Below are 16687 nucleotides of genomic sequence, written 5' to 3'. Positions count from 1 at the left end.
TTTGCACTCGTTCAGAATCCGAATTGGAATGGCGAAGTCGGATCTCCCCCGGCGAGACTTCATGTTGGCATTCATGCCTATTCGCCTCCGCCCGCGAAATGAACGAGTACGAACTGAACGGGAACCAGCTGCTTCCGCGCGATGGCGTGTCTGAGGAGGCTGAAAGGCTTAACTATGAGAGACGCGAGCAGTGGCAGAAGCCCGCAAATTCCACTGGCTGATTGAGCATTGATCAGATGCTTTCAGCGGCACCTGCTCGTCTACGACGGATGCCTTCGAATGTGGTCTACGAGGTGTTGGCTAAAACACAAGGGACACTCGTCGATATTCCCTGAGAAGGGTCTGCGATGCATCACATGGATTAGGAGGTAGTCTACTATGCGCAGCAGACTACCTGACAATGTCTGCAAACTCAGGAAGACAGACTAGTGAAGCCGAATGTTCCCGGGAGGGGCGCCCGCTCCGACGGTGATGGCAAAGGGGCTCCCGTCCACCACCAAGGAGCCGCTGCCCGCGGGAGCGCCGTAGAAACGGTATTGGCCTTGCTGGTTGGTAAATGTTTCAAATTTCTTGCCGCCCACCGTAAGCGTAATCGCCTTATTCGCGACCACCTTGCCGCTGGCGTCTGTTAGCGTGCCAACAACCGTTGGCGACGCAGCCGGGAACGCAAACAGGAACGAGCTGTAGAGGGTGTCCCAGTAAACCACGACGTCCGTTGGTCCGGAATACCCAAACGCCGGCCCACCCACCGTCGCGGCGGCGGTCTGAGTCGACGTGCTGCTCGTGCCGTACGAATTCGTGTTCGTCCATTCCAGCGAGCCGGTTATTTTCAGCTTCGGTGTAAGAAGAAGATTGAAGTCGGCCTCAACGGAAACCGACACGGAGTATTGATTTTGAACCGTATGGTTCTCACTTTCAGTCACCGAGCTCTGCAGTGTGATGGTGTTGGTGAACACCGGATCGCTGGCGCTGAAAGGCGGCTGGTAGGGATACGTCTGCGGCGTCGGCACAAAGCGGTTCGAGTCGATCGCCGTTGCGCCTTGCGCGAATGGATTCGCGGTAAGTATCTGCGCATAGTCCGCCGCGGTCAGGCCGGCGGCGTCGAGTTGTTGCTTCACTCCCGGCGGCATTGTGCTCGGATTTTTGAGCCAGCCCACATAGGGAAACTGTATGTTCATCACCGGGCCATTGACTCCCATATTCCATTGCATGATGTTGCCGGGATAGATGGCGACGCCGATTAGCGGATTAAGCATCAGTACGAACATGTCGTGATCATGATTAATTCCGTCCGCGCCGGGCCCTGGCACGTTCTGGGCGAAGGTTGTGCTCGAGGTGATGGTCTCTGACGTCTGGTCGGTGGTAGTTTGTGATGCATTGAACTGGGCATCTACTTCGAATTTCGTCAGAAGGGGAATGTTCAAGCCGATGCTCGTCTCAACAGTGACGCCGTCCTTGAACGAGCTGCTGACTGAAGTTGCAGTTCCGGTGCTGCTAGCGCTCGAATAATTGACCGAAGAGACAACATTACCCAAAACGCTGCTGACGCTGCCGCCTCCATTCATCCCCGGCGGGGCGTACAGCACCGTCAGAATGTAGTACTTAGGCCGCATCGTGCCTGTCGCGATGGGAGCCACCGGCTGGAACAGCCGATTCAGCTTGTTGTCCGTACTCTGAAAGTACACCCACTCTCCGACTGTCCCTTCACTGATTTCCACGCGTCCGATTACAGGCGTGGAGGCGGTGTCATTGGCACCGGGCCGCGTTAGCTGCGTTCCGTCGTTGAACACCCGGTACAGATGGTTGTCCGTGCCCTGAAACCACACCCAGCCATCGGAGGTGACGAACGGCGTGGATTTGGTGGTCTGTTTGCCGATCCATGTTTGTTCCGATCCCGCGGTGTCCATGCGATACAGCTGGTTATCCTTGCCTCTGAAGTAAACCCAGCCACCTACCACGGTCGGGCTGGAGATGGTGTCATTGGCCCCAGGCCGCGAGAGTTGGCTTCCGTCGTTGAATATCTTGTACAACTTGTTGTCCGTGCCTTGAAACCACACCCATCCATCGGAGGTGACGAACGGCGTGGAATTGGTGTTCTGTTTGCCGATCCATGTTTGTTCCGATCCCGCCGAGTCCATGCGATACAGCTGGTTATTCTTGCCCCGGAAGTAGACCCAGCCACCCACCACGGTCGGGCTGGAGGTGGTGTCATTGGCACCAGGCCGCGAGAGCTGGCTTCCGTCGTTGAACACCTTGTATAGCTTGTCGTCTGTTCCCTGAAACCATACCCAGCCGTCGGAGGTGACAAACGGTGTGGAGTTGGTGGTGTTGTTCCCGAGCTGTGATAGACCCGTCCCGTCGCTGTTCACTCTCATCAGCTTGTTGTTCGGTCCCCGAAAAAAAATCACCTCGTCCGCGGTCACGAATGGGCTGGAAGCTGTGGAGTTATTTCCGATTTGGTTTTGAATATCGCTCGCGGTACTTTCGGCTACTGGTGCTGTCATATTCATCCCCTTTCCTGGATAGTGATTTCTTTCACATCGCGTTTCAATCGCACATGCGCTACAAAACAGCCGGCTCATCGTTCGGCGGCGGATTTACCACACGGCCGCTTGCCACCCGGATTTTTTCGCCAGGCTGTTTCGTTCACCTTTTCACTACGCCATGGATCGGCTGCTCGCCAAAGTGAGTCGCTGCAGGTCCTCTGAACACCAGCGTGATATTCGAATAAGGCGCTGAGTATGGAGCCTCGTCCCCACCTGTGACGCAGACCTGCAAGGTGGATGACGGCGGGTCGGTCTCGAAGGGAGCGTTGCTGCCATTACCCGTCAGGAGACTCACCGTGCCGCTGATCTGGAAGCCCTGTTTAGTGGCAGGGCTGAAAGTGGGACAGCCATCCATATTCCAGATGATTTTCTTTTCCGTGAGTTTGATGTTATGAGTGTGTGCATTCTGACCGCCAAGCAGCGCATCAGGAGCGTTATCGGAGGTCCCGTAGCCAGACATGGTCATGTCGGCTGAAAAGTCTGCATTGTCCCATCTTTCGTGCAGGTCCAGAGTCCATTGGCCGTGCATTTCCCACGGGCCGCCTTTTACGCTGGACGGGGAGTAGTCGTTGATTAGGCCTTTGAGCTGCACATGTTCACGATCCTGGGCAATACCTGCACTGGCCGCAAGGAGCATAAAGATGGAAAACGCATGTACTGCCCAAATCGAGATTTTTCTGCTCATAAGAATTCTCCTGTTCGGGATTGGCACCTTAGCCGCCGACCCAACGGGCAGGAACCAGAGGCTTTCTGCGGATCGAGTCGCAGCGGCTTCGCGCCTGACATTGCAGTAACGGTCGAGCATCCGCCAGGCCGGGTCAAACAGCAACACGCGGAAAAGCAATTTGCAGTCAAATGCTGTCTTTTGCCGTCCTGTCGGACGGGGATTACAATCTGTACATTTCTCGCGAGATCTTGGAAGTTTCCGGGAGATTGCAATGGGTGAGCCGACCTTCGAAATCCCGCTGGCGCGAAAAGCGGCCGAAAGGCGGCTCAATTCATGGAAGGAGATCGCAGCCTACCTTAGCCGCGACGTGACAACAGTCCAAAGGTGGGAAAAACGGGAGGGAATGCCGGTCCATCGGCATCAGCACGATAAGCGCGGCTCAGTCTACGCTATGACCAGCGAACTTGACGCATGGATTGAGAGCCGCCGTTTGCGTGTGGAGGGGCTCGACTCAAGGCCCGAGGACGAGTTCGAATCGAAGCCAGAGATAGAAACACCTTCGATCCCTCAGAATCGGCGCACATCTCCGCGAGTGCGGAGGACGGGTCTTTGGTTTGTTTTGGGAGCCCTTGTTTGTCTCTGTCTGTTGCCTGCCCTGCTGACTACTGTCAGGCTGGTCGCCCGGTATCGCGAAACTGGAAAAGCTCCCGCCCGTATCCAGTCGATCGCGGTGTTGCCCCTTCGGAACCTGTCAGGGGATCCAGCGCAGGAATACCTGGCGGATGGAATCACCGACGCCCTCATCGGGCGCCTCTCGGAAATCCACGATCTCCGCGTGATCTCTCATACATCCGTGATGCGCTTCAGGAACCCGCAACAATCGGTGCCTGAAATCGCAAGAGCTCTGGGCGTGGATGCTGTGGTGGAAGGATCGGTGATCCGGGACGGCAGCAGGATTCGTGTAACCGCCCAGCTGATCCGGGGAGCCACAGACGCACATTTCTGGTCAGAGAGCTACGACCGCGAGATGCGAGACGTGCTTACGCTCGAAAGCGAGGTGGCGCAACTTGTTGCCGAAAAAGTGGAAGTGACGGTAACCGGAGAGGAGCGCCAGCGGCTCGCCGCAGTGCGCTCTGTAGCACCTGAGGTCTACGAAAGCTATCTGAGGGGCAAGTTTGTTCTAACCCATGAAAGCGGCAAAGCCGCGATGGAGCAATGCATCGCTTATTTTGAGGACGCCATCCACCGGGACTCAACCTTTGCCCCAGCTTATCTGGGCATGGCTGAGGCCTACGACCAGCTTGGGACTGTGTTTGACGGGGTGCCTCCGGCAGAGACGCGGCCCAAGGCCGTCAGCTTCGGCCGGCAAGCGCTGGCGCTTGATCCAAACCTTGTAGACGCACACGTCGTCTTAGCCAATGTCTTTCAGAAGCAGTGGCAGTGGTCCGATGCTGAATCGGAATACAGACGCGCTCTCGAAGTGAACCCGAACGGCGCGTTTGCCCACCTTGGGTTTGCCTTGTGGTTGTCATGCCAGGGCCGTACTGACGAGGCCGTGGCCTGGATCCAGCGAGCCCGTGCGCTCGATCCGGTCGCGGTCTCCGGCGGTGATGTGTCATGGATACTTTTTCAGGCCCACCGCTACGGCGAGGCAATCCGAGAGTCGCGCAGCACCCTGGCGATACAGCCGGACGATGCGACCACGCTTACGGGTTTGGGATTCTCCCTCGTCGCTAACGGTCAGGCTCTGGATGCTATTCCAGTCCTGGAGAAAGCGGTGTCACTCTCTAAAGGCAGCCCTGCTACAACCGGCGTACTGATCCGGGCCTATGCCCACGCCGGCCGGCGTGGTGATGCGCTGCGGCTACTCGCGGAACTGAAACAGCGGCGGAAGGCAGGCTACGTGCCCGCCGCTGCGTTTGTGAATGCCTATCTGGGGCTCGGTGACAATGAACAGGCCTTCTACTGGCTCGAGCAGGCTTACAAGGAGCAGTCCAATATCCTCCAATTCGTCAAGACCCATCCATACTTCGATCCGATCCGCAGCGACCATCGATTCGTTGAGCTGATCCATCGCGTCGGGCTTGGCTAATCGTTCTTGGGTAGAGCCGGCAAGATGCTTGTGAGGAAGAAGTTCACACGGAAGCAACTCCTGGCTTACACCGCGAACGTGCAGATCTCCCTGATCGGTCCTGGACATGTTCTGAGGCGCATTTTCTTGGACGCACTCAGGGTATGGAAAGAGGAGCCATCGTATTCCGGTTAAGGTAACTGGATCTTCGCATCCGTGGTCTCGTTTGGGAAGCAGCCGCTTTGGCCCAGCACTCTCTGGCGCTGGAATGTGGTCCCCGCAATCGAACGTGCTGGGATCACCAAACCCAACCTGGGCTGGCATGCGCTCCGGCGCTCCTATGCTTCCCTACTTCTGTCGAACGGCATAAGCCTCTGAATGAGCATGGAACTCATGCGCCATTCCACGCCAGAAATGACGCTGGCTACTTATGCGCAGACTGTGGGAGATGAGAAGCGGAACGCCGGGAAAAAAGTAGCTTCCCTGGTCCTGAAAGAGAACAAAGTGGCCTGAAATTCTTAATGGACCCATTTCAGCACTGAGCCATCTCAATGGACCCGGATTTTTAAGCTATATGCTTGATTTATTTGGTGGAGCTGAGCGGGATCGAACCGCTGGCCTCCTCGTTGCGAACGAGGCGCTCTCCCAGCTGAGCTACAGCCCCACAAGAGAGGAAACAACTCTCTGAGTTTATCAAGAAGCGCCCCAAACGCCAACCTCGCGCGCGCTCAGGAATCATCGTGCATCCGACGCAAGAGTAATCGCCTGCCACATTTATGCGCGTCCTTTCCCAACCCCGCAGCATCGATGCAATAGGCCATCCGTCCGGGCGCAAGGAAATTCCATGGGGAACAAATTCGCACAAACACTCTTTAGTCCCACTGCCAAGACTCTCCAAAGCCGCAACGGCTCCCGGGCAGCCTACGAGCGCATCGCTCAATCCGGCGCAAGCCACGACGCGCTCTCCCAAAATGAAGCCAGCTTCATCGCAGAGCGCGACTCCTTCTACATGGCCACCGTTAGCCATGACGGCTGGCCTTACATGCAGCATCGCGGAGGTCCGCAAGGTTTCCTGAAAATCCTCGATTCCAAAACCCTGGCCTTCGCCGATTACTCCGGCAATAAGCAGTACATCTCTGCCGGCAATCTCGCTGAAAACGATCGCGTCGCTCTTTTCCTTATGGATTACCCCAACCAGACCCGCCTCAAAATCATCGGGCACGCCCACATCATCGAACCCGGAATCGATCCAAACCTAGACCGCCTCGTCGCCAATCCGCGCGAAAAGAGCGAAGTCGAACGCATCTTCCGTATTGACCTCGTGGCCTTCGACTGGAACTGTCCGCAACACATCACACCGCGCTACACCATCGATGAAATTCGCGAAATGCTTCCCTCAATCAGGCAGGCCGTTTAAGCCAACGAGCAAATATCCCAAAAAGAAAAAGACCGGAGAAGCATCGCCTCTTCGGTCTTTTTTGTTGGTCATTACTTTTACAGACGATTCAGATTCAGCAGGAACTCCGCGTTGTTGCGCGCCTTCTCCAGGTGACTCACCAGCAACTCCATCGCCTCCACTGACGACAGCGGATTGAGCACCTTGCGCAGCACCCAGATACGCTGCAAATCTTCCTTCGCAATCAGCAGCTCTTCCTTACGTGTGCCGGAGCGCTGGATATCGATCGCCGGGAAGACACGCTTGTCCACCAGCTTGCGCTCCAGGATCACTTCCATATTGCCCGTTCCCTTGAATTCTTCGAAGATGACTTCGTCCATGCGCGATCCGGTATCCACCAGAGCTGTCGCAATGATCGTCAGCGAGCCACCCTCTTCGATGTTGCGAGCCGCGCCAAAGAACCGCTTCGGCCGCTGCAACGCGTTAGAATCTACACCGCCCGAGAGCACCTTTCCCGATGGCGGAACAATCGTGTTGTAAGCACGTGCCAGACGCGTAATCGAATCCAGCAGAATCACCACATCGCGCTTGTGCTCTACCAACCGCTTGGCCTTTTCGATCACCATCTCGGCAACCTGCACATGCCGCGCCGCTGGCTCGTCAAAGGTCGAGCTGATAACCTCGCCCTTCACCGACCGCTGCATGTCCGTCACTTCTTCTGGACGCTCGTCGATCAGCAGCACAATCAAAACTACTTCCGGATGATTCGTAGTGATCGAGTTTGCAATCGACTGCAGCAACATCGTCTTACCGGTACGCGGAGGAGCCACAATCAATCCGCGCTGCCCCTTGCCCACCGGCGTCAACAGATCCATCACGCGGCCGCTGATTCCTTCGCGCACCGTCTCCATCTTGATCCGCTCCTGCGGATACAGCGGAGTCAGGTTGTCGAAAAGAATCTTGTTGCGTGTCTCTTCCGGCGACTCAAAGTTGATCGCCTCGATCTTCACCAACGCAAAATATTTCTCGCCCTCATGCGGCGGCCTCACATTGCCGCTGATCGTGTCGCCCGTCTTCAGGTCAAACTTACGAATCTGTGACGGCGATACGTAAATGTCGTCCGGCCCCGGCAGGTAGTTGTAATCGGGAGAACGCAAAAAGCCATAGCCGTCGGGCAGAATCTCAAGCACGCCTTCGGCAAAGATGTGGCCTTCTTTTTCGCTCTGCGCCTGCAGAATCTTGAAGATAAGGTCCTGCTTGCGCAGGCCGCTGGCGCCTTGAATGTCGAGAGTCCGCGCGATGCGGCTCAGCTCAGTGATGTTCTTTTCTTTTAATTCAGCAATGGTCATGGAATCCTGCTGGGGCTAATCCTGTTTTTCGAGAGGATCGAGGGGAGGTGATGTTTTGGAGGGTAGGTTTCAGGCGGGTCAATACAAATAGGTGGGGCAGACCGCGCGCTTTACGCTGCGCGGCGCTGCTCTACCGGCTGATTTTCAGGCTCTACGGTTGGGGCCGAAGCGCCAGGATTCGAGGTGCGGAAACGAAACAGCACTTCGTTGGTCGTATCCTGCAGACGCGTGTTCGGCTTATGAAGCTTACGGGTGGCTTTGCTCGCTAACTGGCAAAGCTGATAACGGTTGGACACATGAGTAAGTGCCCCAAAAATCAATTCTGAACGCATAACAGTCTTTCTCCTTATTAATCTCGCAGCCGGTTTTCCGGCGCAGTGGAGAGCGACAATCTCCGTGTCGTCTCCATATTTCCAACCACCAATCATTGGACGCACAAGTCCCCGATTGAGTTCAAAAATCTCTTTTGCCTGATCGTCGGAGCCGTTCTAAACGGCACAATCTCCCGGAACCTCACGGCTTTTCCAAATTAGGCTTACTACCGGGATTCCACTGCTCAATCCCGATCAACTACACACATTCTGGCGCACCGCTACCGCTAGGTGAACCACACTACAAAATGACTCGGAGGTCAATCTACGGGGATCAAGGCGTTGCAGGATGCAAATCTCAGGTTTACGCTAGTCGGCCTTGTTCGGATAGCAAGACTAAATGTATACCCAACCTGTGTTCCGGTCAACCCTTTTTTATAGCACAAACAGGCGCTTTTCAACCAAAATAAAAATATAAAACTTCTTCGCCAGCTTAAACGCACTTCAGCGTGATCGTTCCGACAGCCTTCCTCAGTACCGTTGCCGGTATATCACACAATCTGCAGGGCTTGGGTCCTCGCACACCGGGATACCATCCTTGTTCCAGGCTGTGAGTCGCCGGCCTCTTCTCGACTTCTCTCTTGACCGCCCGATCAGTTCATCCAGCCGGAACATGTTCACCAGCAAACATGCCACCATCGGAATTGTTATGAGAAAACTGCATGCATCAGAAGTAGAAACCAGCATCCCGGCCCGCCTTGAGTGGCAGCCGTACATTCCGGTTGCCCGTGACGGACTCATCGGATAGATGGTTAGATCTCTTTAAGTTACCTATGTACCGGTATTCTTTTGAATCATCTGAATACATCGCGATCGAAGTTTTGTAGAAAACCAGCTGTCTGACTCGATGAACAAACAAAAGAGTTATAGCCGATTACTCGGTCCAGTCTCTGCGCACTCGTGCCTTTACTGGAACTGTCCCAGCGCTGACCTGTCGCCCCTTGCCGCCATCTGGATCAATACATATCGGCTTTCCATTCTCGTCCCAACCCGACATCTGCCGACGATGCTCCAGCATAACTTTCTTTTTTGGCTTCCCAAACATCTCATCCAGCCTGAAGAAACAGGCGATCAAAATCCCAACCATCGGAACCGCAACCAGAATCGCATCGGAATTGGAGAGAACCGTCATGTCCCTAATCCTTCCCTGCGCCGCATTTCCGCCTGATGCAGAAATCTGCCTTGCAGGCAAAATTGGGAAGAACCCTACAACAATTGACTTAGCAGCCGACAGCTATGGAATCCTTCAGCTCGTATCATCGGCTAAAGTAACCCGATCCACCATAGTACCGCACCGTCATTACCACTAACACCTCGGTAATAACACTCAATAAACAATCAGGCGGCGGGGTCTGCGCGGGAAAACACCTCCTTCGAAAAAAGAATTGGATTCGCTGCGCATTAGCTTTCGGTTACGCAAACAACCGAGCTTCAGAGCGTACGAGACTGAATCACCCTGGGCAGAGCCTGATCTGGATCCATGCACACCGGCAGCCCATTCGCATCAAGCCCCGGGTTGGTGGAAACATGTACTGCCACTTTCCAGGTTTTTCCACACATTTCAAACACCCGGAAGAGAAATGTCAGCAGCAGGTACAACAAGGGAGCTGCAAAAATAATCGTATCGAGATTTGAACCTTCCAGAAACACAGGCCACCTCCGTCCCGGCTTGGAAGCGCTTTCCATAAGCCAGAGCTCAGAGACATCTAAGATCCCAGTGATGAGTGGGTTTCAAAAGACATCGCCAGCTGCAACGGCATAGATGAGTTAGCTTCTGTAAAGAAAACTAACAGCCATAAGTTCTTCTACCAATACAACATACGAATTCTTAAGAGTCATGCTTTCGTACCTTGGACATCAGGTCTGGCGTAATCATGACCAGTAACTGCGATCCAGTGTCCGATACTGAATCGCCTCCGCCAGGTGTGTTACCGACAAAAACTTCTCATTATCCAGATCGGCGATCGTGCGCGCGACTTTAAGAATCCGGTCATGCGCACGCGCGCTTAACCCCTGCTGTTGCATCGCCCGCTCCAGCAAACGCTCCGCGTCAGCCCCCAGTTCGCAATAAGCTCGAATCTGCCGTGTTCCCATCTGAGCATTCGAATAGACTTTCTCTCCGGCCTTCTGAAACCGCTCCCGCTGATACTCCCGTGCTCGCATCACACGATCTCTCACTTGCGCCGATCCCTCCGCCGCCGCCCCGCCGCGCAGCTCTTTATACTGCACCGCCGGCACCTCAATGTGAATATCGATCCGATCCAGCAGCGGTCCCGACACCTTCGCCACGTAGCGCTGAATCATCGGCGGCGTGCAATGACACTCCCGCGACTTGTCGTTGAAATACCCGCAAGGGCACGGATTCATCGCAGCCGCCAGCATGAATCGTGCCGGAAACGTCAGCGACATCGAAGCCCGCGCAATCGTAACCGTATGATCTTCCAGTGGCTGCCGCATTACCTCCAGCACATTCCGCGGGAACTCTGGCAGCTCATCCAAAAATAAAAGCCCGTTGTGCGCCAGCGAAACTTCGCCCGGCCGCGGAACAATCCCTCCGCCAATCAACCCCGCATCCGAAATCGTATGGTGCGGCGCTCGAAAAGGCCTTTGCGCCACCAGTCCCTGCGCCGAATCGAGTACTCCGGCCACGGAATGAATCTTCGTCGTCTCCAGCGCTTCGTCAAAGGTCAGCGGAGCCAGAATCGATGGCAGCCGCTTCGCCAACATCGTCTTTCCCGACCCCGGCGGTCCAATCATCAATATGTTGTGCCCGCCCGCCGCCGCCACTTCCAGCGCACGCTTGGCCGTCTGCTGCCCACGGACATCCGCAAAGTCGTTGGGATAGTGCTGCAGTTCACCCAGCAGCTTTTCGGTTGCCACGCTGAATGGCTTCCGCTGTACCTCACCCAGCACTGTCGAATTCAGCAGCTCAATCACCTCTGCCAGCGAAGCCACCGGAAACACATTCACCCCGGTTACCACCGCCGCCTCAGGTGCGTTTACGGCCGGCAATATGAGATTAGCTATGCCACGCGAGCGCGCCAGCACCGCAATCGACAGAATACCCGGCACAGGCCGCAGGCTTCCATCCAGCCCCAGTTCTCCTACCAGCAAAAACCGGCTCAGATCCTTGATCTGTAGAGCGCCATACGCGCTCAGGATACCGATCGCAATCGGCAGGTCAAATCCCGCGCCCTCTTTCTTCAGGTCCGCGGGTGCCAGATTGATCGTGATATGCGTGGGAGGAATCAGGTAGCCGGAGTTCTTCATCGCCGCGCGTACGCGGTCGCGGCTCTCCCGCACCGCCGCATCCGGCAATCCAACGGTGTGAAAGCGGTCCTCTTCTGCAACAGTTCCGCTCAGATCCACTTCTACATCGATGAGATTCGCATCGATGCCGTAAACAGCAGCGCTAAGTACCTTGGCAAGCATGCGTGGAAAGCGCGAGTGTAGCACCCGACACGGCGAAATCTATAGAGACATCTATATCGGGAAATGGCTTACACAGAAGCCGTCATCAAGCCAGCGATGGCTGATCTTCACGCTGCGCTATCACACGATTGCGCCCCTGACGTTTTGCCGCATAGAGCCCAAGATCCGCACGATGCAGCAAGGCATCCCCGGTCTCGCCATCGGCCGGATACATCGCAATACCAATCGACACAGTCACCTCGGCCGTCTGATCGCGGCCAATCGGCACACGCAGCCGCTCCACTGCCCTGCGGATACTTTCTGCTCGCTGCATGGCAATCTCAGGCGACATATCAGGAAGAATGATCGTGAATTCTTCTCCGCCGTAACGGCAAGCAACGTCTTCCGCGCGCACGCTGCTGACAAACACTTCTGCAGCAGCCTTGAGCACAGCGTCTCCCGCAGCATGACCAAAGGTATCGTTGAACACCTTGAAGTGGTCCAGATCCAGCATGAATACCGCCAACGTCTGTCTGCGGCGCGATGCGCGAGAGATTTCCCGTTCAAGCGAGATCTGCATGAAATGCCGGTTGAACAGACCGGTAAGATGATCCCGGATCGACTGGTTTTCCAGCTTCATCCTCAGGTTCAGCGTCGCAACGGCCATCCCTGTCAGTTGCAGCATCTGGCGCAACGCATCCACGCGCGCATTGACTAACGCCTCCTGTGCGTCATTCGCGCATACCACGCACAATACCCCAAGCGTATTGCCATGCGCCGAGATCGGCTTGCACAGATACCGCTCAGGCGGATCGCCCTTGAAGTGCGTGCAGTGAATTTCAGAAACGCCCGGCGTTCGCCAGCGTGATTGCCCTGAGCGCAGGCCGCAGCAGGCATCCAGCGGATGAAAATCAATCGCCGTTCCGGCCGCATCGTTGCCCTGCCAGGTCGAGACCACCTCAACCACATGCCGCGAATTATTAATCATGGAGAGCGAACCGTTCGTTCCTTCCAGCAGCAATCCGAGGCTTCGTGCCGCCGCCACGTACACCTGGTCGACGCTCTGGCATAACTGCAGTTCGTCGCGCGCCGTCGTCATCAGCTGCGTCTCGCTCGCTCGGTCTTCCAGCGCACGCACCGTTTCCGCCAGCTTCGTATTGGCATTTGCGATGTCTTGTTCCGTCTTGGAGCGGCGCAGCGCATCCCGAACCAGAAAAATAAACAACGCCACAAGCGCCAGCAGGCATAAACCGACAAAAGCAAATTGACTACTCAGGAAAAGAACATTGCTCCGTTCGGAACCTTTCGAGCGCTGATCCAGAAGCCATTGCTCCTGGTCCAACATGACACCCGTGGCCTCATAGCACTCTTTCAGGGCATCCGCTGGCATCGGCGACTGTAGCGTAAACCCCGCCATCGACACCGAAAGCTGATGAGTACAGGTTTCCAGACGGCCCAGCGCAGCCAGTTGCTGGGCATTATCCGAGACCAGAAACTTCACATGAACCAACGTTGTCTCGAGCTGATTCTCCGACGCACGCGCTCGTGCCAGCTGTTCCTCATTTTTCGTGGAAAGATATAAGGAAGATCGGTATTCAATCCGCTCGACCAGCAGCGAAACCCTGCGCAGAGCCGTCAATACCTCCTGTGTGTGCTCCACCCAGTTCGCAGCGTTCGTCAAACTTCGCGTGTTGCCGTAAACAGCCCATCCTGCCCCGACCAGAAAAAGAAAGGCGCAAAGCCCAATAGCGCAAATCAGCGCCACCGTGGAGTCGACGCCGGCGAATCTACCGGACCTGACATTAGACTTTGAATCGGACATGTCAGCTTTGGTAACCAGAATATACTACCCGAAGTAACAGCTATAAAGAAAAGGAATTACGTCGCAAATTTCGACACACCCTTTTCGTCTCACCAAATAAGGATTTCTTACTCTCTCAGATAATCGGCATTTCTTCCGCGATGTATTCTTAAAATGTAGCGTGTACGCGAATCTCGAATTACGTGCAATTCATTTAGATCTCGTATTTTGTTCACGCGGTATAGATGCGTATCCCAGGTTTCGTGCTCGTTACCTGTAGCTCATCCATACGCAGCTGATATTTATTTCGAAAATCCATGGCACGTCTCCCAATAAGCTCGTCATCGCGTCAGAAAACGGATGCAGCGTCGAAGGCAGCTGCAACCGCCGAAGCATCCCTTGGCGCCGACTTGCTCGCCTCGATCCATCAGATCCTGGCCCTCAAATCGCTCGACGAAATCTACCAATCCATCTGCGCAACAGCGCGCCGGCTCGCTGATTCTGACGGCGCGGCTCTCATCCTCAGCGAAAAGAACCGCTGCTTCTATGCTGCGGAAGACGCCATTGCCCCACTTTGGAAGGGGCAGCGTTTCGCAGCTGCTCGGTGTGCGAGCGGCTGGAGCATGGAGCGTCGGGAGTCGATCTTTATTCCTGACATCAAATATGACCCGCGAGTCCCAGCCGATCTCTATAGCGCGACCTTCGTTCAATCTTTGGCTGTTGTCCCCATGAGCGCAGACAATCCCATCGGCGCTGTTGGTGTTTATTGGGCAAGAACACGGGATCTTGATCCAGTCCTTCTTGCGGTTCTCCAGAATTTTGCCAGCTTTGCCGCAGTTGTCATTGAAAAGATACGACAGCGCAACTTTCTTGAAGAACGGCTCAGTCAGGCCGAAGCCGAACTCCAGACCGTTCAGCGTAAATTGAATGCCGAGATCCACCTTCGTGATCGGCTAGAGTCAAAGATCGGCCAGCTCGATCAGACCGACTCACTGACCGGATTCAATAATCAGCTCGGCTTTCTTTCCCGTGCCACCCAGTTGCTCAAACTCATCGATCGACTGCCCATTCGCGCTTGGCTCATCTATCTCGAGCTCGAAGACTTCAGGACTTTGAGTCTGGCACAGGATCGTGAAACCAATGACCGTATGATCCAGAGCGCCGCCCGCGTATTGCGGGACAGCTTCCGCGAAGCCGACCTCCTCGGTCGTCTTCAGGCTGACAAGTTCGTCGCATTCGTAGTCTCAGCAAGCGATCCTCTACCGGAAATCGAAGCGCGGCTGCTCCGCAATATCGATCTGCTCAGTCAGATTCCGACCGCAAATCCTCCGCTTGTCCTCAACATCGGCACCGTCCGCTGCGATCCCCGTAGCAAAATCTCTCTAGAAGACCTCATTCATCAGGCAGATGCAGCCATGTACCGCGCGAAACGTAGAAAGCGTCTCAAGACGGTACCGCCTCCCTCATCTTCGGAACCATCGAATCCCTGAGCGCCGCTCGCCTCCGTCTGCGCATTGCCAGCTTATCCACTACAATCGTTCGAGTGGCATTTGATCACCAGCACCTTATGCCGCACTGTATGACAAGCCTCTTCGATCTCTACAAAATCGGCGTCGGCCCCTCTAGTTCGCACACCATGGGCCCCATGCGCGCAGCTTTCCGATTCGTCGAAAGCCTCTCCGCCGCCAACCTGCTTCACATCACCGCCCGCGTACAGGCAGAACTTTACGGCTCGCTCGCACTTACAGGCGTCGGCCATGCCACGGATCGCGCCGTCCTCCTCGGTCTTAGCGGATATGAGCCAGCCTCGGTCGATCCAGGCGCCATCGACTCGGTAGTCGCCGTCATTCGTAGCAATCACGAAATCTCTCTCGGCGGCAAACTACGCATCTTTTTCGACGAGCAGCACGGCCTCATCTTCCATCGCGATCAGATGTATCCACCCGCATCCCAGACACAGCATCCCAACGGTCTGCGCTTCACTGCCTATGCTGCCGATGGCACCGTGCTTGCATTGCGCACTTACTTTTCCATCGGCGGTGGATTCATCATTGAAGACGGCGTCCAATCAGACGCGGCATCCGCAATCGCCATTACTCTCCCATATCCGTTCCACAACGCAGCCGAACTTCTTCAACTTGCCCATGAGCACTCGCTTTCCATCGCCAGCATCATGTTCGCTAACGAATGCGGCCGCCTTCGCGCATCCGATCCCGGCAGTAGCGATGAAGCCATCAAGCTCCGCATTCGCGTCGGCATCGAAGACATCTGGCGAGCCATGCAGAATTGCGTCAGTCGCGGCATCTCAACCCAGGGCATTCTTCCTGGTGGGCTTAATGTACGCCGCCGCGCTCATCGCTTAGCCGAGCGCCTGCGCGACCTCCAGCAACAGCAACGTCCTTCCGATCCTCTCGCACCATTGGACTGGGTCACCGTCTACGCCATGGCCGTCAATGAAGAGAATGCCGCCGGAGGCCGTGTCGTCACCGCGCCTACCAACGGCGCGGCAGGAGTGATCCCGGCTGTGGCACATTACTACAAGAACTTCATTCCCGGGGCCAGTGAAAAAGGCACCCTCGATTTCTTCCTCACTTCCGCCGCCATCGGCATCCTTTATAAAGAGAACGCCTCCATCAGCGGCGCGGAAGTTGGCTGCCAGGGTGAGGTCGGTGTCGCCTGCTCCATGGCCGCAGGCGGGCTCGCTGCCGCACTCGGCGGCACAGTCGGCCAGATCGAGCACGCAGCTGAGATCGCCATGGAACACAATCTCGGCATGACCTGCGACCCAATTGGAGGTCTCGTGCAGATTCCCTGCATCGAACGTAACGCTATGGGCGCCGTCAAAGCCGTGCACGCCACTCGCATCGCCATGCAGGAGCCGGAAGAGCACAAAGTCTCGCTGGATCAGGTTATCCGCACCATGTACCTCACCGGACTCGACATGCAGTCCCGCTATAAAGAAACATCCCTCGCAGGCCTTGCTCTCAACGTCATCGAATGCTGACGATTGCCCCGTTGCTGCTTCTTACCCATTCGGTGAATTGCACAATCCCGCTCGCCCAGCGACAATGATGC

Annotated in this window: 12 protein-coding genes and 1 tRNA gene; 4 read left to right on the top strand and 9 right to left on the bottom strand. The window is 55.8% G+C overall.

Features of this window, described 5'->3' with window-relative positions; translation table 11 throughout:
* Positions 1-425: 425 nt before the first annotated feature.
* A complete protein-coding gene (locus tag OHL22_RS18450; protein ID WP_263340673.1) occupies positions 426-2510 on the bottom strand; it encodes a DUF5050 domain-containing protein in 2085 nt (694 codons plus the stop codon).
* A gap of 136 nt (positions 2511-2646) precedes the next feature.
* Entirely contained in the window at positions 2647-3231 is a 585-nt protein-coding gene (locus OHL22_RS18445; RefSeq protein WP_263340671.1) for a hypothetical protein, read from the bottom strand.
* A 253-nt stretch (positions 3232-3484) separates the two neighbouring features.
* Here OHL22_RS18445 and OHL22_RS18440 point away from each other — a divergent pair, with 253 nt between their 5' ends.
* A complete protein-coding gene (locus OHL22_RS18440) occupies positions 3485-5305 on the top strand; it encodes a tetratricopeptide repeat protein (RefSeq protein ID WP_263340669.1) in 1821 nt (606 codons plus the stop codon).
* Between the two features lie 567 nt (positions 5306-5872).
* Here the strand turns inward: OHL22_RS18440 and OHL22_RS18435 are convergent.
* Positions 5873-5948 (bottom strand) — tRNA-Ala (locus OHL22_RS18435).
* Positions 5949-6128: 180 nt separating this feature from the next.
* On the opposite strand from OHL22_RS18435, the gene OHL22_RS18430 reads away from it, so the two are divergent.
* On the top strand, positions 6129-6701 hold the full coding sequence (locus OHL22_RS18430) for a pyridoxamine 5'-phosphate oxidase family protein (RefSeq protein ID WP_263340668.1): 573 nt from the start codon (positions 6129-6131) through the stop codon (positions 6699-6701).
* Positions 6702-6778: 77 nt separating this feature from the next.
* Here OHL22_RS18430 and rho read toward each other — a convergent pair whose 3' ends face one another.
* The 6 genes from rho to OHL22_RS18400 form a co-directional block, all read right to left on the bottom strand.
* Entirely contained in the window at positions 6779-8029 is a 1251-nt protein-coding gene (gene rho / locus OHL22_RS18425; protein WP_263340667.1) for a transcription termination factor Rho, read from the bottom strand.
* Between the two features lie 110 nt (positions 8030-8139).
* On the bottom strand, positions 8140-8361 hold the full coding sequence (locus OHL22_RS18420) for a DNA-directed RNA polymerase subunit omega (RefSeq protein WP_263340662.1): 222 nt from the start codon (positions 8359-8361) through the stop codon (positions 8140-8142).
* 913 nt (positions 8362-9274) lie between these two features.
* Entirely contained in the window at positions 9275-9532 is a 258-nt protein-coding gene (locus tag OHL22_RS18415) for a hypothetical protein (protein WP_263340659.1), read from the bottom strand.
* Positions 9533-9831: 299 nt separating this feature from the next.
* Positions 9832-10050, bottom strand: coding sequence for a hypothetical protein (locus OHL22_RS18410; RefSeq protein ID WP_263340656.1), 219 nt, complete (start codon positions 10048-10050; stop codon positions 9832-9834).
* A gap of 222 nt (positions 10051-10272) precedes the next feature.
* The gene (locus OHL22_RS18405) at positions 10273-11832 is read right to left on the bottom strand and encodes a YifB family Mg chelatase-like AAA ATPase (RefSeq protein ID WP_263340653.1); all 1560 of its coding nucleotides are present in this window, start codon (positions 11830-11832) and stop codon (positions 10273-10275) included.
* A gap of 85 nt (positions 11833-11917) precedes the next feature.
* Positions 11918-13633, bottom strand: coding sequence for a sensor domain-containing diguanylate cyclase (locus OHL22_RS18400; RefSeq protein ID WP_263340651.1), 1716 nt, complete (start codon positions 13631-13633; stop codon positions 11918-11920).
* A gap of 296 nt (positions 13634-13929) precedes the next feature.
* Here OHL22_RS18400 and OHL22_RS18395 point away from each other — a divergent pair, with 296 nt between their 5' ends.
* Together OHL22_RS18395 and OHL22_RS18390 are read left to right on the top strand one after the other, a co-directional pair.
* Positions 13930-15102 carry a GGDEF domain-containing protein gene (locus OHL22_RS18395; RefSeq protein WP_263340649.1) on the top strand — a complete coding sequence of 391 codons (1173 nt, stop codon included), beginning with the start codon at positions 13930-13932 and terminating at the stop codon, positions 15100-15102.
* Between the two features lie 77 nt (positions 15103-15179).
* Positions 15180-16616, top strand: coding sequence for an L-serine ammonia-lyase (locus OHL22_RS18390; RefSeq protein WP_317890908.1), 1437 nt, complete (start codon positions 15180-15182; stop codon positions 16614-16616).
* Positions 16617-16687 lie beyond the last annotated feature (71 nt).

The sequence above is a fragment of the Acidicapsa dinghuensis genome (genome assembly GCF_025685685.1).
GTDB classification, from domain to species: domain Bacteria; phylum Acidobacteriota; class Terriglobia; order Terriglobales; family Acidobacteriaceae; genus Acidicapsa; species Acidicapsa dinghuensis.
The sequence above is the reverse complement of the archived record's forward strand: the minus strand, read 5'-3'. Positions and strand labels throughout refer to the sequence as shown.